This window comes from Sulfurovum sp. TSL1, assembly GCF_019972135.1.
Classification (GTDB): Bacteria; Campylobacterota; Campylobacteria; order Campylobacterales; family Sulfurovaceae; genus Sulfurovum.
On record NZ_BPFI01000001.1, the window covers coordinates 1,293,552 to 1,312,429 of the forward strand.

At 42.0% G+C, this 18,878-nt stretch carries 17 protein-coding genes; 12 read left to right on the forward strand and 5 right to left on the reverse strand.

Annotation, left to right across the window (positions count from 1 at the left end):
* The first annotated feature begins 12 nt into the window (after nucleotides 1-12).
* Complete coding sequence (gene trpS, locus LDM98_RS06310) at nucleotides 13-975, forward strand: tryptophan--tRNA ligase (RefSeq protein WP_223898490.1); 963 nt, start codon at nucleotides 13-15, stop codon at nucleotides 973-975.
* A gap of 29 nt (nucleotides 976-1,004) precedes the next feature.
* Here the strand turns inward: trpS and LDM98_RS06315 are convergent, their stop codons facing one another.
* The 4 genes from LDM98_RS06315 to LDM98_RS06330 form a co-directional block, all read right to left on the reverse strand.
* A complete protein-coding gene (locus LDM98_RS06315) occupies nucleotides 1,005-1,235 on the reverse strand; it encodes a hypothetical protein (protein WP_223898491.1) in 231 nt (76 codons plus the stop codon).
* Between the two features lie 221 nt (nucleotides 1,236-1,456).
* Nucleotides 1,457-2,248 carry a glutamate racemase gene (murI, locus tag LDM98_RS06320; RefSeq protein WP_223898492.1) on the reverse strand — a complete coding sequence of 264 codons (792 nt, stop codon included), beginning with the start codon at nucleotides 2,246-2,248 and terminating at the stop codon, nucleotides 1,457-1,459.
* A 65-nt stretch (nucleotides 2,249-2,313) separates the two neighbouring features.
* The gene (gene rho, locus LDM98_RS06325; RefSeq protein ID WP_223898493.1) at nucleotides 2,314-3,642 is read right to left on the reverse strand and encodes a transcription termination factor Rho; all 1,329 of its coding nucleotides are present in this window, start codon (nucleotides 3,640-3,642) and stop codon (nucleotides 2,314-2,316) included.
* 150 nt (nucleotides 3,643-3,792) lie between these two features.
* Nucleotides 3,793-4,182 carry a hypothetical protein gene (locus LDM98_RS06330; RefSeq protein WP_223898494.1) on the reverse strand — a complete coding sequence of 130 codons (390 nt, stop codon included), beginning with the start codon at nucleotides 4,180-4,182 and terminating at the stop codon, nucleotides 3,793-3,795.
* A 91-nt stretch (nucleotides 4,183-4,273) separates the two neighbouring features.
* Between LDM98_RS06330 and LDM98_RS06335 the strand changes: the two genes are divergently transcribed.
* From LDM98_RS06335 to LDM98_RS06365, 7 genes are all read left to right on the forward strand, one after another.
* Nucleotides 4,274-6,691, forward strand: a complete 2,418-nt coding sequence (locus tag LDM98_RS06335; RefSeq protein ID WP_223898495.1) for a heavy metal translocating P-type ATPase — start codon at nucleotides 4,274-4,276, stop codon at nucleotides 6,689-6,691.
* A 116-nt stretch (nucleotides 6,692-6,807) separates the two neighbouring features.
* The gene (gene ccoS / locus LDM98_RS06340) at nucleotides 6,808-7,059 is read left to right on the forward strand and encodes a cbb3-type cytochrome oxidase assembly protein CcoS (protein ID WP_223898496.1); all 252 of its coding nucleotides are present in this window, start codon (nucleotides 6,808-6,810) and stop codon (nucleotides 7,057-7,059) included.
* Between the two features lie 54 nt (nucleotides 7,060-7,113).
* On the forward strand, nucleotides 7,114-7,677 hold the full coding sequence (locus tag LDM98_RS06345; protein WP_223898497.1) for a YfaZ family outer membrane protein: 564 nt from the start codon (nucleotides 7,114-7,116) through the stop codon (nucleotides 7,675-7,677).
* Between the two features lie 85 nt (nucleotides 7,678-7,762).
* Nucleotides 7,763-9,145 (forward strand): phosphomannomutase/phosphoglucomutase, encoded by a 1,383-nt coding sequence (locus LDM98_RS06350; protein ID WP_223898498.1) that lies wholly within the window; start codon nucleotides 7,763-7,765, stop codon nucleotides 9,143-9,145.
* Nucleotides 9,142-10,365, forward strand: a complete 1,224-nt coding sequence (locus tag LDM98_RS06355) for a glucose-6-phosphate isomerase (protein ID WP_223898499.1) — start codon at nucleotides 9,142-9,144, stop codon at nucleotides 10,363-10,365. Before LDM98_RS06350 ends, LDM98_RS06355 begins: the two co-directional genes overlap by 4 nt.
* Nucleotides 10,366-10,369: 4 nt before the next feature.
* Nucleotides 10,370-11,542, forward strand: coding sequence for a nucleotide sugar dehydrogenase (locus LDM98_RS06360; RefSeq protein WP_223898500.1), 1,173 nt, complete (start codon nucleotides 10,370-10,372; stop codon nucleotides 11,540-11,542).
* A 9-nt stretch (nucleotides 11,543-11,551) separates the two neighbouring features.
* Nucleotides 11,552-12,559, forward strand: a complete 1,008-nt coding sequence (locus tag LDM98_RS06365) for an NAD-dependent epimerase (RefSeq protein ID WP_223898501.1) — start codon at nucleotides 11,552-11,554, stop codon at nucleotides 12,557-12,559.
* Between the two features lie 11 nt (nucleotides 12,560-12,570).
* Here the strand turns inward: LDM98_RS06365 and LDM98_RS06370 are convergent, their stop codons facing one another.
* Nucleotides 12,571-14,151: a phosphoethanolamine transferase gene (locus LDM98_RS06370; RefSeq protein ID WP_223898502.1), complete on the reverse strand. Its 1,581-nt coding sequence runs from the start codon at nucleotides 14,149-14,151 to the stop codon at nucleotides 12,571-12,573.
* Nucleotides 14,152-14,533: 382 nt separating this feature from the next.
* Here LDM98_RS06370 and LDM98_RS06375 point away from each other — a divergent pair, with 382 nt between their 5' ends.
* Genes LDM98_RS06375 through LDM98_RS06390 form a run of 4 tightly spaced genes read left to right on the forward strand, consistent with a single transcriptional unit; the run spans nucleotide 14,534 to nucleotide 18,837 of the window.
* Nucleotides 14,534-15,901 (forward strand): mannose-1-phosphate guanylyltransferase/mannose-6-phosphate isomerase, encoded by a 1,368-nt coding sequence (locus LDM98_RS06375; RefSeq protein ID WP_223898503.1) that lies wholly within the window; start codon nucleotides 14,534-14,536, stop codon nucleotides 15,899-15,901.
* The gene (locus tag LDM98_RS06380) at nucleotides 15,888-16,379 is read left to right on the forward strand and encodes a GDP-mannose mannosyl hydrolase (protein WP_223898504.1); all 492 of its coding nucleotides are present in this window, start codon (nucleotides 15,888-15,890) and stop codon (nucleotides 16,377-16,379) included. Before LDM98_RS06375 ends, LDM98_RS06380 begins: the two co-directional genes overlap by 14 nt.
* The gene (gene gmd, locus LDM98_RS06385; protein WP_223898505.1) at nucleotides 16,380-17,504 is read left to right on the forward strand and encodes a GDP-mannose 4,6-dehydratase; all 1,125 of its coding nucleotides are present in this window, start codon (nucleotides 16,380-16,382) and stop codon (nucleotides 17,502-17,504) included. It begins immediately after the preceding gene.
* 46 nt (nucleotides 17,505-17,550) lie between these two features.
* A complete protein-coding gene (locus LDM98_RS06390) occupies nucleotides 17,551-18,837 on the forward strand; it encodes a GDP-L-fucose synthase (RefSeq protein ID WP_223898506.1) in 1,287 nt (428 codons plus the stop codon).
* The last annotated feature ends 41 nt before the right edge of the window (nucleotides 18,838-18,878 follow it).

Here is an 18,878-nt window from a genome sequence, read left to right on the forward strand (position 1 = left end):
TTAGGATGATATATGCGTGTACTTACAGGAATACAAGCTTCAGGAAAACTGCATTTAGGGAATTATTTTGGCGCCATGAAGCCCATGGTCGAGCTTCAAGAAGAGCATGAACTTTTTACTTTTATCGCCAACTACCACTCACTGACCACTTCAAAAGATGCAGCCACACTGAGACAACACACTATCGATGCTGCTGTTGACTACCTTTCCATTGGGATCGACCCTGAGAAGACAACATTCTGGGTACAGAGTGACATGCCTGAAGTCCTTGAACTTTACTGGATACTCTCTAAATTCACCCCTATGGGACTACTGGAGCGTGCGCATTCCTACAAAGATAAAATCGCCAAAGGTATCGCTGCCAACCATGCACTCTTCTCCTATCCTGTACTGATGGCCGCAGACATCCTGATGTTGGATACCCAAAAGGTGCCTGTGGGAAAAGACCAGATCCAACATGTTGAAATGACAAGAGACATCGCGATCAAATTCAACAATGAGTATGGAGAGATCTTTACACTTCCAGAACACCTTGTACAAGAAGATGTAGCTACGATCCCTGGCATTGACGGACAAAAGATGAGTAAGAGTTATGGCAACGCCATTGACCTTTTTATGGATGAAAAACCGCTGCAAAAAAGATGTAACAAGATCATCTCATCCTCCACTCCATTAGGGGAACCGTTGGAGTATGAGGGGGACAATATCTATGCACTGGCCTCACTCTTTTTAAACGAGGAGCAGAAACTTGAACTGCAGGCACGTTATAAAAGCGGTAAAGAGGGGTATGGTCACTTCAAAAAATATCTCAAAGAGTTGATCTGGGAAGAGTTGGGTGAAGCGAGAGAAAAACGGGAGTATTACCTCAACCATATGGATGAAGTCAATGACATTTTAGCAGCAGGCGCCAAGAAAGCCAGAGCGATCGCAAATACCAAAATGTCTAAAGTGAGAGAAGCGGTAGGGCTACTGTAAATTCAGCCCTACTTTCACTTCATCGACACTTACTCCCCTAGATCGCTATCCTCATCCGCATCGATATCCCCTTCATCATCAAGATCAAGGTCATCATCTGCTTCTAATTCTGCATCCGTCGGCATTTGATAGGCAGTTTTATCTAACGGATCTACGAAATTTTGATCATCGATCGAATTGTATTGCACAATTAAATATACGATACCTATAGACAAAAGTCCCACAAGCAATATTGCAAAGCTTTCTAACAAATTTTTCATCTTTTATCCTCAAATTGGTGGTCTGGCAAACTCAGATATGAAGTTTCTGGGTCCCATAACTTGCTTCACAACAAATTAGGCTTTTTACATACAGTAAAACCGTATGGATGTATTCTAGCATAGATAAGTTTATAGTAGGCGTTTTTCATCAAAATATACATAAAAATAACTTTACCTAATGTATAATTCAGTCGCAGCTGAGACAAATAAAATAGCGGATTTCAGTGATTATCCACTTCTATGGGCAGTATATGTACATAGCTCTCTATGATACTCTTTACCACTTCTATTTGAATTTCACCTGTCGTATGAATGTGCACCTGCAGTTCTCCCTCATTGAGATGTCCTTTTTGGGTGCCCAGTGTAAGTAAATGTCTGGATATCGCTTCGCCGGTATGGATCAGACTCACATTACAATCCATGATCTTTTCGATACTTTGACCTACAAGCGGGTAGTGTGTACATCCCAGTACGATCGTGTCTACATTATTCTCACGCATCGGTGCAAGCCATTTTTCAAGTAACCCTTTTGTCACCTCACTCTCCAGTTCACCTTTTTCTATCTGTTCAACCAAACCGGGGCACGCCTGTTCAAAAATGGAAACACTTTTTTGTGAAGCAAGTGTTTGTGTCAAGGTCTTATACTTATCTCCCTGAAGTGTGGCTGGTGTTGCCAAAACTCCTATTTTTCCTGTTTTCGTCTGTTCGATAGCCGGTTTGATCCCGGGTTCTGTACCTATGATGATCAGCGAAGGGTACATTTCTCTCAAATGATGGATCGCGGAAGAAGTCGCGGTATTACATGCCAATATCAATGCATCTATCTGATGGGTATTGATCAGATAATTGGTGATATTCAGTGAGTATTGCAGGATTTGTTCAGGGGTTTTTTCGCCATAAGGCGCATTTTTGGTGTCTGCCACATAGAAGATCTGTGCACCTTTGATCACTTGGGTCATAGCCCGAACAACGGTCAAACCACCCAAACCGGAGTCAAAAACACCTATTTTCATGATGCATCTCTCCTTGAAGCTAAGCAAAGTTCAGATGAAAATACAAATATTTTCATTGCCGTTGCCTACGCACCTTCGTTCATCATAGAAAGGAACTCTTCATTGGTTTTGGTTTTCATCATTTTAGAGAAGAGGAACTTCAGTCCTTCTACCTCTTCCATGTTTTGCATTGCATTTCTCAATGCCCATACTTTTTGAAGGGTTTCAGGATCCATCATCAATTCTTCTTTTCTTGTTCCAGACTTCGTCACATCGATCGCAGGATAGATACGTCTTTCAGAGACGTGACGACTGAGCACTACTTCGGAGTTACCTGTACCTTTGAACTCTTCAAAGATCACTTCATCCATACGGCTTCCAGTATCGATCAGTGCTGTCGCAATGATGGTCAAAGAACCACCCTCTTCTATGTTTCTGGCTGCACCGAAGAAACGTTTAGGTTTATGCAGTGCATTGGCATCCACACCACCGGAAAGTACTTTACCCGAACTTGGTGTGACTGTGTTGTAGGCACGAGCAAGTCTTGTGATAGAGTCAAGCAAAATAATGACATCTTTACCCATCTCTACACGTCTTTTGGCTTTTTCTATCACCATTTCGGCTGTTCTTACATGATTTTGTGCAGGAAGGTCGAATGTGGAAGCATACACTTCACCTTTCACTGAACGTTGCATATCTGTGACCTCTTCAGGTCTTTCATCTACAAGAAGTACCATCAGCGAAGCATCGGGATTATTGTGTGTCACACCATGAGCCAGTTCTTTTAAAAGTTCTGTTTTACCTGTTCGTGGCGGTGCAACGACCAGTGCTCTTTGTCCTTTTCCTATAGGGGTAAAAAGATCCAGTACACGTCCTGTCATTTTCATTGGGTTATACTCAAGTTTGAGTTGTTCACTTGCATACAGTGGTGTAAGGTTTTCAAAAAGAGGTCTCTGTTTTGACTTCTCCGGAGCCAAGTAGTTGATCGCTTCAATTTTAAGCAATGCATAATACTTCTCCTGGTCTTTAGGCGAACGTACCTGACCTGTCACTATGTCACCGTTTCTCAAAGCAAATCGTTTGATCTGCGTACCGCTTACATACGTATCATTGCTCGAATTGGCAAAGTTTCCATCAATAGAACGTAAAAACCCAAAACCATCGTTCATTACTTCAAGAATACCCGTATAGAGGATAAATCCTCCCTGGTTCACTTGTGATTTAAGGATTTCGAAAATAAGATCTTTTCTTTGAAATTCATTGGGGTTTTCAACTTTGACCTCTTTTGCTATGGTTACAAGTTCTGTCAGTGGAAGTTGTTGAAGATTTTCTATTTTGTAGCCCTCTACCGGTACATGTGTTCTGTTTTTCCTACTAGCAGCATTGCCGTTAGAAGATTTTTTATTATCGCTCATATTTCCTCTTGTTTTGAATATGCATTATGGAGATTGTACGTTAGCCATACGATATGCTACGCTATATGTAGTATCCGTATTATAATCCTTTTTGGCTGAAATTATAATTAAAATACGTCTCTTGGGCAAAGGTTGACAGGCCAGGCTACCCTATGACAGGGCAAAAAACAGTAACGGAGGATACAGGGCTGCTCCCATCCAAAAAAACATTGAAGGCAATTTCCATTCCAACATTTGTGCTATCTCTGGAGATACTTTACGCTCGATAAAGACTTTTTTAATCAGTTCTATTTTATAAAACAGATCAAAGATCTTCATCGCCAAAAGAAAGATCATGGTCACATTCAGTACACCTGTAAGAACGACTACGAAAAGTATAAAGTAAAATCCTGGCTGGATAAGGAAAAACAGAAAAATACTTTTCTGATAATAGGCATAGAGTTTTGCCAAAACACCCAAAAGCGTTGGGGCACGCTGAATAGTTGCCTCAAAAAGTTCTGCGAAGAGAAGGATGGTCGTCAATAAAAGTGCATGTTCCATAGAAGATTTTACCCATATTTAGATAAAATATATACTTCTAATACTAACTATGGACAAAGAGCTCATAGTACAATCAATCAAGGAAGTATCATTGGCAGACATAGCATGTACCCACTGTAATCTCACTTTTCCTGAAGAGGTGATGATCGCTGAACAGCAGAATGAGACACAACTTTTTTTCTGCTGTAAAGGTTGCCAGGGTGTCTACCATCTCCTAAATACCGAAGGTCTGGATACCTTTTATGACAAATTGGGCGATACCAAACTTCAACCTGCCATACAAAGCAATGAAGATCTCGAAAAGTTTGACTTGGAAGGGTTTAAAAACAAATACATCACTGTCCATGAAGATGGACTGTATGAGATCAATCTGATCATCGAAGGTATACACTGTTCTGCGTGTGTATGGCTCAACGAAAAGGTACTGCATAAAACCGATGGGGTCATAGAAACAAGCATCAACTATACCAACAACAAAGCCAAGATCATCTGGGATCCCGAGGTCATACAACTCTCCAAGATCATAGCAACCATCCGTTCCATCGGTTATAATGCCTACCCTTATGATCCGAAGCTTCAAGAAGAACGTGCCACCCGTACACGAAAAACCTATTATACCCGTATTTTAGTAGCCGTGTTTGGAGCTATGAACATCATGTGGCTGGCTGTTGCACACTATGCCGGATACTTTGGAGGCATCCAACAATCGTTTAAAGATATCCTCAATGTGGCTGAATTCGTATTGGCCACACCGGTACTCTTTTACTCCGGATGGATCTTTTTCAGGGGTGCCTATTATGGCTATAAGAACAATATCGTTAACATGGATACCCTGGTGGCTTCAGGTGCACTCTCGGCCTACATCTACTCCATCTATGCCATGGTCGCGCAAAGCGGGGAGGTCTACTTTGACTCCGTGGTGATGATCATCACCTTCGTACTGGTAGGAAAATACCTTGAAGTGCTGAGTAAAAAGCATGCCGTCGATACCTTGGACACACTGATGGGAAGCACACCCACCGAAGTGACCACATTGAAAGACGGGGTAAAGTCCTTAGTGAGCATTGAGAATATCCTCGTGGGGGACATCATCGAACTGAAACCCGGTGAAAAGGTCGTCATAGACGGTGAAGTCACCTGGGGACAAGGCTCTTTTGATCAGAGTTCGCTGACAGGAGAAAATGAACCGATCTATAAAAAGAAACATGACACTATTTTAAGCGGTTCTGTGTGTTTAGACTCTGTTATACACTATAGTGCGACCAAAGATGCATCAAACTCTATGTTGAGCTCCATCGTCAATCTTCTTGAAGACTCCATCACTAAGAAACCCCGTATAGAGCAATTGGCAAACACGGTTTCAGGATACTTTTCAACCGTCATCCTTATCATTGCCCTGCTGACCTTTGCAGGGTGGTACTTTTGGACAGAGAGCTTTGAACAGGCACTTATCGTCGGTATCTCTGTGATCGTGATCGCCTGTCCCTGTGCGTTGGGTCTGGCGACCCCTATGGCAACCCTGGTGGGTATCAGTGTGGCAGCAAAACGGGGTATCCTTTTTAAAGAAGCCTCTTTTCTGGAAACGATGGCGAAAAGTGACATCCTTGCCCTGGACAAAACCGGTACGATCACCGAAGGTAAACCCTCTGTCGTAAAAGCAGACTATCTTGAAGCCTTTGATCCCTCTTTACTCTATGCACTTGTCTCTACATCCAACCATCCCATCTCTAAAGGGATCAAAGCCTATCTAGAAGAGAGAGACGAAAAACTGGAACCACTCATGCTTGAAGAGATCACAACGGTTGAAGCCAAAGGGATCAAAGCCGGTTATAAAAACCAGTCACTGCTTGGAGGCAATGCCGAACTGATGAAAGCTTCAAAACTCGATGTGGATGCCAGTTCAGACAATGCCCTCTTCTTCTTTACGATAGACGATAGACTGGTCGCACGATTTGAGCTGACCGATACCATCAGGGAGGGTGCTGCAAAAGCCATCAAGCATATTCAAGACCTAGGGATCAAGGTGGTCATGCTGACAGGGGACCATGAACAAAGTGCCCAAAAAGTGGCAAAACAGGTAGGAATAGAAGAGATCTATGCTCAACTGCTTCCTCAGGATAAAGCTGCATTGATCGATAGGTTCCATCAAGAGGGGCATGTGGTTGTAATGGCCGGAGACGGTATCAATGATACGATAGCCCTTGCTTCTTCAGATATCTCCATCGCGATGGGAAATGGTGCAGATGTGGCCATCTCTGTCAGTGACATCGTGCTTTTAGATGAAAAACCTGAAAGTCTATACGAATCCTATAAACTCTCACGGAGAACCTTCGGAGCAGTCAAGGAAAATCTCGGCTTCTCCTTGTTGTATAATGTCGTTGCGGTTCCTCTGGCAGTCATGGGGTTTGTCAATCCACTGGTGGCAGCACTTTCTATGAGCTTGAGCTCGCTGGTTGTGGTCGGTAACTCTATGCGTATCAAACGTTTAAAATTCAAGGAAAAGAAATGAGCCAAGGGCGAATCTTTTACGAAAAATCATTTAGTGATTTCCTGTATAATGCTTTAGCAAAAAGTGAGATGAATTGCATAGGAGCTTTGCTTTTATGCAAGAAGAAAGGATAGATAATGTCAGAAAATATAGTCATTTTAATGATAGGTGTCTCTACAGTTTTAGGTGCCATAGGCTTAATCGCTTTGATCTGGGCTGTAAGAACAGGACAATTTGACGACCATAGCAAATTCATTGATGCGGTCCGTCATGACAATGAAGAGGACCTAAAAGATGCCGTGTTGATGCAAGAGAAGAAAAAAGCCTATAAAGAAAAGATTAAACAAGAGAAACGGGAAAAAGAAAAGAACTATCGACCGGCAGATTAGTATCTATCAAGAAAATTATGCTAGTATTATATGCATAAATATCAAAGGTTTGCCATGTACGTAAAAAAACTCTGTGTCACTTCACTTTTAACCCTTGGACTACTTCATGCCCAAAGCAATATAGGGCTCAATATCAATAACGAAGATCTGGAAGTAAGTGCTTCTATCGATCTTAATACTTTGACCTACTACTCAGACAGTACTTCCTATACACTGGATGCTTCTTACCTTCATACCGATGGTGACAACCTCATGACTCTGGGTGTCAGTGCGGAGAGTACTTTCCAGGGTGTCGATGGACTTGCACTCGGATTAGGACTGAAATCCGTGTTTGCCGATGATTTTATCGCTATTCCATTCTGTGCCAAAGCAAAATATACCCTTCCACTCAACTACAGTATCCCTACGACTTCATTCACAACAAGTGTGGCTTATGCCCCTTCTATTCTCACATTGAGTGATGGCGAAAGCTATACGGAATTTAGAATAGAAGCCGATATGGAAGTCATCACGAATGTACATCTGTTTACCGGCTATCGTAATATAGATACGGAGTATGATACCTATGATCAAACGTTTAATAACAGCTTTTATGGTGGAATGAAACTTAGTTTTTAGTGCTATACTTTCATACACAAACTGAAAGAATGTTCTTATACATCTTTTAGGCACCTCCCTGAGACCATAGAGAAGGAAGAAAATAATGGCAGACAGTATAGAAAAAAGCATATTCAGAGAGTATGACATACGTGGGATCTACGAAAAAGAGCTTAACGAAAGATCTGTCAAACTGATCGGTTATTACCTTGGTCAAAAAATTAATGGCGACAAGGTGGTTGCCATCGGTTATGATGCCCGTTCCCATTCCCCTATTCTAAGAGACTATCTCACTTCCGGACTCAATGCAGCCGGATGCAAAGTATTGGATATGGGAATGGTTGCTACTCCGGTCAACTACTACAGCAACTACATCGATTTTGACGGTATTACGACAGATGCATCCATTATGATCACCGGTTCGCACAACCCCAGCGAGTATAATGGTTTTAAGATCACTGTCGATCAAAGTCCTTTTTTCGGAGAAGCCATTTATGCCTTAGGAGATGAGATCCTTGCGCATCAAGAACTCATCATTGAAGACAATACGGCAAAAACAGATATAGATGTAAAAATCCCTTATATAGACTTTATGGTCAAACAATTTGCACACCTGAAAAACTTCCCTCAAAAGATCGTCATTGATGCCGGTAATGGTGTGGCTGATACTGTGATCACAGCTATCTTTGATGCGTTGCACTTTCACTACACCGGCCTCTACCTTGAACCAGACGGTACTTTCCCGAACCACCATCCTGACCCCTCTATAGAAAAAAACCTTGCCGATGTCAAAGCAGCTTTAGAAAAAGAGGGAGATATCGCTTTTGCCTACGATGGAGATGCTGACCGTATCGCTGTACTCACCCATAAGCATAACATCAAAGGGGATCAAATGGCACTGCTCTATGCCATGAAGATGCAAAACCCTACGGTCATAGGAGAGGTCAAGTGTTCACAGGTTATGTACGATGAACTTGAACGACGTGGTGCAAAGGCCATCATGTATAAAACAGGGCATTCCAACCTCAAAGTAAAAATGAAAGAGACTGGTGCAGATCTTGCCTGTGAGGTCAGCGGACATATCTTCTTTAAGAACCGTTATTTTGGGTATGATGATGCCATCTATGCCACACTTAGAATGCTGGAGCTCATCCATGACGGTATTGATCTGGATAAAGAGATCGATGCACTTCCCACGGTATTTTCTACAGAAGAGATCAAAGTAGAGACCACTGAAGAAGAGAAATTTGCCATCATTGACAAAGTCAAAGAACTGCTTGTCGATCCACCTGAAGATTTTCCCAAAATTCTCAACATCATTGATGTAGACGGTGTGCGTATCAACTTTGAAAAAGGTTGGGGACTGGTGAGAGCCAGTAACACCACCCCTGTACTTGTCACACGGTTCGAGTCTACAGATGAAGCACTGGCAAAAGAGTATGAATCCAAGGTCAATGCACTGATCAAACGAGCAAAGAGCCTACTGTGATCAACAGACTTTCTTTTACGTCCCAGGATGAAAAAACCCAGAAAAAGGCGTTTAAAGCGATTAAAGAAGAGCAGCAGCATATTGGATACTATACGCTGCCAGATCAAGACATTACATCTATAGTAAACTATTGTGACTCGATCTCCGATACGGTAGAGACGATCGCTGTCATTGGGATCGGAGGGAGTTCTTTAGGCGCTAAGGCCGTGTATGAATTTCTCAAACCTCTGAACGGGCTGACACGGAAACTGTACTTTTTTGAAAGTACTGACCCTATCAATATCACTACCCTGCTTTCAAAAATAAACCTTGCCAAAACACATTTTCTCGTGATCTCCAAATCAGGGACCACCGTAGAGACTTTCTCTATCTATAAATACATCTATTCACTTCAAAGTGATCCTACTGCCTATACGTTTATCACGGATCCTGACTCACCGCTTGAAAAGTATGCCAAAGAGATCAATGCAGCCGTACTTCACCTGCCTCACAATGTAGGAGGAAGATTCTCTGTACTCTCAACGGTAGGGCTTGTTCCCCTGGCTTTATGCGGTATAGACATACAGGCACTGCTAAATGGTGCGAAGGACGTCAAAGAGAGCTTTTTTCATGATGGATACCTCAAAGATACCTTACTGAAAAAAGCCGCCTTTTATGCGAAAAATCACACCCGATACAACATCAACTGTATTTTTGCCTATTCTGAAACACTCAAATATTTTTGTGAGTGGTATGTACAGCTTTGGGGTGAAAGCCTGGGAAAACATCAACGCCACAGTGCCTTTCATGTCGGTCTGACACCTATCGGCCTGATCGGTCCGGAAGACCAGCATTCATTCCTGCAGCTTATCATGGAAGGGACCAGGGACAAATCGGTCACTTTCATTAAAATTGAAGATTTTAATGACAATATCACTATCCCGGATATCACGCTTCCCCACTTGGAAGCGCTTGATACGCTCAATAACCTGCCTTTTTCGACACTCATCAATATGCAGTGTGATTCGGTGATGGAATCACTCGAAGCACAAGATGATATTCCTATTGACAGTATTATCCTTCCAAATGTCAATGCAAGTACCATAGGATCACTGCTCTACTATTATGAACTGCTGACGTCACTTGTGGGAGAACTCATCGATGTCAATACCTATGATCAGCCGGGAGTGGAAGCAGGAAAGATCATTTTGAAGAAAAAACTACATCAAAGGAAAAAATAAGATCATGAGTTACAAAATAGCCATCGCCGGTACAGGGTACGTAGGACTGTCAAACGGGATCTTATTGGCACAGCACAATGAAGTCGTTGCTCTGGATGTCATTCCTGAGAAAGTGGAGATACTCAACCAAAAGATCTCCCCCATTGAAGATACAGACATAGAAGCGTACCTTAAAAACGAACCTCTGAACTTTAAAGCGACACTGGATAAGCATGAGGCCTATGAGAATGCCGATTTTGTCATCATTGCCACCCCTACGGATTACGATCCGGAAACCAATTACTTCAATACCGAACTGGTAGAATCCGTGATCAGGGATGTGATCGAGATCAACCCAAATGCAGTGATGGTGATCAAATCTACCGTTCCTGTAGGCTACACCAAAAGCATTCGAGATAAATTCAACTGTGACAATATCATTTTCTCTCCGGAATTCCTGAGAGAAGGCAAAGCCCTCCATGATAACCTCTACCCTTCTCGTATCATTGTGGGTGAACAAAGCGAACGTGCCAAAACCTTTGCAAACCTTCTGGCACAAGGGGCCATCAAAAAAGAGATTGACATTCTTTTTACCGGCTCTACGGAAGCAGAAGCGGTCAAACTCTTTTCAAACACATTCCTGGCAATGAGAGTGGCCTACTTCAATGAACTGGACTCTTATGCAGAGACACATGGACTTGATACCAGACAGATCATAGAGGGTGTAGGTCTTGACCCCAGAATAGGTATGCACTACAATAACCCTTCCTTTGGATATGGCGGATACTGTCTGCCTAAAGATACCAAACAGTTACGTGCCAACTACAAAAATGTACCTAACAGTCTTATCGGTGCCATTGTAGAGGCGAACAGTATGAGAAAAGATTTTATTGCGGACTCGATATTGAAAAAGAACCCTTCTACCGTGGGTATCTACCGTCTGACGATGAAGAGCGGATCAGACAACTTCAGGTCCTCATCGATCCAGGGGATCATGAAACGTATCAAAGCCAAAGGGATCAATGTCGTCGTCTATGAACCCGCATTGGACGAAGAGGAATTCTTTCACTCCAAAGTCATAAAAGACCTGCAAGCATTTAAAGATATTTCAGATGTGATCGTAGCCAATAGACTCTCAGATGATCTCAAAGATGTGAAAGCAAAAGTCTACACCAGAGATCTCTTTGGCAGTGACTAAAGGAAAACGATGAAGATATTGGTCACAGGAACAGCCGGGTTCATCGGGTTTCATTTGGCAAAGAAATTGCTTGAGCGCGGTGACGAAGTCGTAGGACTTGACAATATCAATGACTATTATGATGTAAATTTGAAATACGGTCGTTTAAAAGCGTTAGGTATCGATCCCGCACACATAGAAGAAACCCATCCTGTCACTTCGACCATGTTTCCAAAACATACTTTTATTAAATTAGACCTTGCCCATAAGGATCAAATGGAAGCCTTTTTTAAAAAAGAGCAATTTGATGCGGTGTGCAACCTTGCTGCACAGGCAGGTGTACGGTACAGTCTTGAGAACCCCCATGTCTACATCGACAGTAACATACAGGGCTTTATGAACATCCTTGAAGGATGCCGTCAAAACGGCATCAAAAACCTCTCTTACGCTTCCAGCTCTTCTATTTATGGACTCAACAAAGACCAGCCGTTCAAAACCACGGACCAAGTGGACAGACCCATCTCTATCTATGCAGCTACCAAAAAATCCAATGAACTGATGGCACATACCTACTCCCATCTCTTTGGTATCTCTACAACCGGTCTTAGATTTTTTACCGTCTATGGACCGTGGGGAAGACCCGATATGGCGCCTATGCTCTTTGCGGATGCGATCCTCCATGACCGCGCCATCAAGGTCTTTAATCAAGGGGATATGAGTAGAGACTTCACTTACATCGATGATATTGTAGATGGATGCATCAAGGTGATAGACAACCCCAATGAAAAAGACCTCTATCAGATCTATAACATCGGGAACAATGCCCCGGTACAACTGATGGACTTTATCAAGGCTTTAGAGAATTCTCTGGGAAAAGAAGCGAAGAAAGAGTACCTTCCCATGCAGCCGGGAGATGTCAAATCAACCTATGCGGATGTCAGCGGTCTCGTGAATAACTTTGATTACAAACCCGATACTTCTATTCAGGAGGGTGTGGACAGATTTGCACAGTGGTATAGAGCGTTCTACCATATATAAAATGTATGCTTCTACAGATTCGTAAATTTCAACATATCCATCTTTTTATCATACACTGAAGTCTGTACATCAAACAGTCCAAGCAGTGTGGAAAAAAGATTGTCCTGGGAAAATTCATATGAAGAAGCTTTTCTGATCTCTTCTTTATTCAGAGGAAAATTTTTGCCTAGCCACAGTACAGACGCCACATGTTTCTGAGCATCCGGCGCTATAAAATAGGGAAGTCCGTGCAGGTAGAATCCTCCTTCACCCAAAGATTCTCCATGATCCGCCATATAAAACATGGCTGTATCGACCGTATCCTCATATTTCTTCAAAAGCCCTACCGTCTGTGACAGGAAGTAGTCTGTATAAAGCAGTGCATTGTCATAGGCATTGGCGATCTCTTCCTGGGAACACTCTTCTAGCTGGTTGGTCTGACACGTAGGCGTAAAACGTTCAAACTCTTTTGGATACCGTTTATAGTATGCCGGGCCGTGATTACCCATCTGGTGCAGTACAATGATCATATCTTTAGAGCTCTCTTCGATCAGTCTATCCAAACCGACCAGCATACCAACATCACGACACTCTCCTTCACACACAGTATTGTTATCAGGCGTTTTATACTGCTCATATTTGACTCTGTCTGCCACTCCCTTTGAGTCTGAGTTATTGTCTCTCCATAACACCTCTACACCAGCATGGGAGAGTACATCGAGTACATTCTCTCTATGAAGTCCTTTTTGTGTATCATAGTCGTTTCTGTCATAAATGGAGAACATACAAGGTACAGAAACCGCTGTGGTGGTCCCGCAGGAATACATATTTGAAAAATTGATGATATCTTCCTGTTGGATCAATGGATTCGTCTCTCTTTGATACCCATTCAGTGAAAAATGATCGGCACGTGTCGCTTCACCCACCACCATGATCACTACTTTTCTCTTCTCCGTTTTCTCTATCTTTGCATCTAATCCTGTCTGTGTGAGTGGCATATCCGTCTCTGTGACCTGTTCTTTGACATAAGAGCCCAAAGCGTAAAGTCCATAGGTTGGATTGGTATAAGAACGTAAGATCTTATGCTCTCTGAAAAATGAGGTATAGTGTTTGGAAAAAGGAAGCATCACCACAAAGATCAAAGCAAAACTGCCTACACTCAGTTTTAATTTTGAAAACAATTCCTTTTTTATACCATGATACACGATAGGTGTTTTATAGATAAAATAGGAAGGCAGAACTCCAAGCAGTATTACATAACCAAACAGTTTCCAGCTCATAAGATCAGAGGCTTCATGTATGTCTGTCTGGACCGTATTTTCGATCATCGTTGTATCCATAATGACATTATAGGTTTGCATAAAATAGTTTGCAGTCGCTGCCGTCATCAACATGACTATAAGCAATGGCTTAGTGACATATCTCCAACTTAAAAGAGAGCATAAAAGGATTAAAAAAAGAGTAAAGACCAACCCCTGAGACATGACAAAAGGTGCATAGGTACTATCAAAAGGATATACTTCCAACACATGCTTAAAAAATGAAACATTGGTAAACAGTACGATAAATAACGAGACTCCTACGATAAGAGCTGTAGATGTTCTAGGTTTCAATGTGATCCTTGGAAAGATTTGCGTAATGGTATCTGAAAAAGGTTAATATACAGAAAAATTGTTCAATTCCAAAAAAATTCATTCACGTATGCTATGAAAATTGTCACTTTTTGAACTTATCCGACTTTAAAGGTATTTTTTTTATTTCTTAATATTAGATATTTAACATAGTATTAATACTATTCGACTATCATTTTATGTCATAAATATGACAAACATTATGTTATAGTTCCTTACATGCATAAATGTAAGTCATACTAACTATATACACAAACTTAAAAGGTTCTTTTTGATCAGAAAATGTCTATTTCCCACAACAAGTTACGGTACATGTCTCCTACCACTTACGTTTATCAGAATATTTCATGGAGACAATAAATAGATGACAAATATCATATTATGTGGAGGTAACGGTACAAGACTCTGGCCACTTAGCCGTAACCTTATGCCAAAACAGTTTGTGAAGCTGTTTGAAGGTGAATCTCTCTTTCAAAAAACAGTTTCCCGTAACCAAAAAGCTTGTGGCGCACAGTTCATTGTCTCCAACTCCGAACAGTATTTCCTTGCAGTGGATCAGATAGAAGAGCACAACAATGATCATTCAAAATCAAACATTCAGAATTCAAAATTTCTTTTGGAGCCGGTAGGAAGAAACACCGCACCAGCCATAGCACTCGCCTGTCTCGCGTTAAATGAGGAAGAGATTGTCCTTGTCACACCGTCAGATCACCTCATTAAAGATGAAGCAGCGTATCTTGAAGCTATGGAGAAAGCAAAAACATTGGCACAATCAGACAATCTTGTGACTTTTGGTATCACCCCGCAATACCCGGAGACAGGGTTTGGATATATTGAGGCAAATGGTGAGTCTGTCGTGTCCTTTAAAGAGAAGCCGGATGCCGTTACTGCTCAAGCTTACCTTGATGCCGGAAATTACTACTGGAACTCTGGGATGTTCTGTTTTAAAGCGGGGGTCTTTCTTAAAGAGCTAAAACAATACACCCCAGAGATCTACGAGGCTTGTTTGGCAGCCTATAAGAATGCTAAAAGAGACGAGATGATCCGTATCACTTATGAAGATATGTTGGCTATCCCGGAAGACAGTATAGACTATGCGGTGATGGAAAAAAGCAGCAAGGTAAAGGTCATACCTTCAGACATCGCGTGGAGTGACCTGGGAAGCTTCGAATCTTTGGCTGAAGAGATCGATTCAAGTACCCATATCATTAATATTGGATCGACCAATAACCTGGTTCTTTCTCCCAAGCAAGTAGCCACCATCGATGTGGATGACTTGATTATCATCGATACAGCAGATGCTCTGTTGGTCTCTAAAAAAGGTTCCTCTCAAAAAGTGAAAGCTGTGGTTAAAGAGCTCAAAGAACAAGGTTCTGAACTGCCGAACATACATGTTACAGGACACCGTCCATGGGGTACCTACACGATACTCGATGAGTCTGATGGGTATAAGGTCAAACGTATCGTGGTAAAAACAGGTAAACGCCTCTCTTTACAAAAACACCATCACCGTTCTGAACACTGGATCGTCGTAAGCGGTACAGCTTTAGTGACCAATGGAACCAAAGAGTATACCGTACGTGCCAATGAATCTACCTACATTCCTATGGGTGAGATCCACCGTTTAGAGAATATAGGAAAGATCCCTCTTGTGATGATCGAAGCACAGGTTGGTGAGTATGTGGGTGAAGATGACATCGTACGTATAGAGGATGATTTTGCAAGAAACTAGTCCAGGGTATCTTAGAGGTGATCTGTTTAAAACCATTATTGAGAATACGCCACTTGTCTCCGTTGATCTTATAGTCAAGCATAAGGGTAAAATACTACTGGGGAAAAGAGTCAACAAACCAGCTAAAGGATACTGGTTTACACTGGGTGGCAGGGTACGTAAGGATGAGACTATCAAGAGTGCCATACATCGTATCTGTAATATGGAAATAGGTATAATTCCACCTGAAAATCCAGGGTTTATAGGTGTATTTGAACATCTCTATAACGACAGCATTTTTGATGATGTTTCGACGCACTATGTGAACCTTGGGTATGAGATAGAAGTATCAGATCTTGAAGATCTGCCAAGAGATCAGCACAACGAGTATCGTTGGTTCGGTCTTGAAGAACTGATACAAAACGATGAAGTACATAAGTATGTCAAGGATTATTTCACCACACAAAAGGGCACAGTCCCACAACAAAAGGAGAGTTAAATGGCAGAAAAGAAAAAAGTAGCACTGATCACAGGGATCACAGGACAAGATGGTTCTTACCTGGCAGAGTTCTTACTCAAAAAAGGCTATGAAGTACACGGTATCAAAAGAAGAGCATCACTCTTTAACACAGACCGTATTGACCACCTGTATGAAGATCCACATGTGGAGAACCGTCATCTTATCTTGCATTATGGTGATATGACGGATTCTATGAACTTGACACGTATTATCCAAGAAGTTCAGCCTGATGAGATCTACAACCTTGCTGCGATGAGTCATGTTGCCGTTTCATTTGAAACACCAGAGTATGTTGCCAATGCTGATGGAACGGGAACACTTCGTATCTTAGAAGCGGTAAGACTCCTTGGCCTTGAGCAAAAGACCAAGATCTACCAGGCTTCCACTTCAGAGCTTTATGGAAAGGTACAGGAGACGCCTCAGAGTGAAACGACACCATTCTACCCTCGTTCACCGTATGCCGTAGCTAAGATGTATGCCTACTGGATCACAGTGAACTACCGGGAAGCATATGGTATGTTCGCATGTAACGGAATACTCTTCAACCATGAGTCTCCGGTACGTGGTGAAACCTTTGTAACGCGTAAGATCACTAGAGCCGCTTCTAAGATCGCACTGGGACTACAAGATAAACTTTACCTTGGTAACCTGGATGCGAAGCGTGACTGGGGACATGCGAAGGATTATGTAAAGATGATGTGGATGATCCTCCAAGCAGATGAACCTGAAGACTGGGTCATCGCTACGGGTCAAACTACGATGGTAAGAGAGTTTGTACGTATGGCATTTGCCTATGCAGGTATAGAGTTAGAGTTCCAAGGTGAAGGTGTTGATGAAGTGGGTATCGTCAAAAGCTGTTCAAACCCGGATTATCAGATCAAAGCAGGAACTGAAGTAGTGGCCGTAGACCCTAGATACTTCAGACCTACAGAGGTAGACCTTCTTCTTGGAGATCCGACAAAAGCTGAACAGAAGCTAGGTTGGAGCAGAGAGTATGACCTCAAAGAGCTTGTCAATGATATGATGGCAAGTGACCTCAAACTGATGACAAAAGACCAGTATCTGAAAGATGGTGGCTACACCATTATGAATTACTTCGAATAAGAGCTAGCGTTAAGTGTTAAGTATTACGAAGGGAAAAAGGAAGTAAATGAATCTAGATTCAAAGATTTTTGTTGCAGGTGGAACCGGGCTTGTTGGGTCAGCCATTATAAAGAATTTGCAAGAAAAAGGCTATACGAATATCGTAGCAAATTACCATACTCGTCAACCCATCGTAACACGTAAGACGACGCACCTAGCACAAACAAATTCAGTCACGTATGAAAAATTAGATCTGTTAGACAGTAATGCAGTCTCAGATTTCTTCGAGCAAGAGAAACCCGAATTTGTTTTTCTCGCAGCAGCAAAAGTAGGTGGCATCGTAGCCAATAACACCTATCGTGCTGACTTCATCTATGAGAACCTGCAGATACAAAACAATATCATCCACCAAAGTTATAAAAATGATGTCAAAAAACTGATGTTCTTAGGTTCGACGTGTATCTACCCAAAAAATGCACCGCAGCCTATGAGGGAAGATTGTCTTCTTACTGATACACTAGAATATACCAATGAACCCTATGCCATCGCCAAGATAGCAGGTATCAAGATGTGCGAGAGTTATAACCTGCAGTATGGTACAAACTACATCTCTGTCATGCCCACCAATCTCTATGGTCCCAATGATAACTTTGATCTTGAAAAGTCTCATGTACTTCCTGCACTGATCCGCAAGATCCATTTGGGAAAAGCTCTAGAGCGTGTTAAGTGGGACGTGCTAGGTACTACGAAAGATGAAGCATGGGAGATTGTCACCGAAGATCTCAACAGAAATCCTATCGAAGGCATCACAGGTCAAAATACACAAGAAGAGATACTCGATATTTTAGAAAAATACGGTATCAAACTTCCTAACACTTCCCACGTAGCACGTAACACTCCCCAAATTTCCATAGAAATTTGGGGTTCAGGTAAACCTATGAGAGAGTTCCTTTGGTCAGAAGATATGGCTGATGCCTGTGTATTTTTGATGGAAAATAGAGACTTCAAAGACATTATCACTCAATCCACAATTACACAGCCAACGGCTGATGGTAAATCCTGCGAAGCTCTTAACGCTCAACGCTCAACGCTCAACGCTGAAATCCGCAATACCCATATCAACATCGGTACAGGTGTTGACATATCCATCAAAGAGCTAGCTGAGACGATCAAAGAGATCATCGGATTCCAGGGTGAACTCTACTTCAATGCAGACAAGCCTGATGGCACTATGAAAAAATTGACAGATGTCTCTAAGCTACATGGACTTGGATGGAAGCATAGTGTTGATTTAAAAGAAGGAATTAAAAAAATGTATAATTGGTATAAGAACGTAAGATCTTATGCTCTCTGAAAAAAGAGGTATACTATTTGGAAAGATTTGCGTAATGGTAT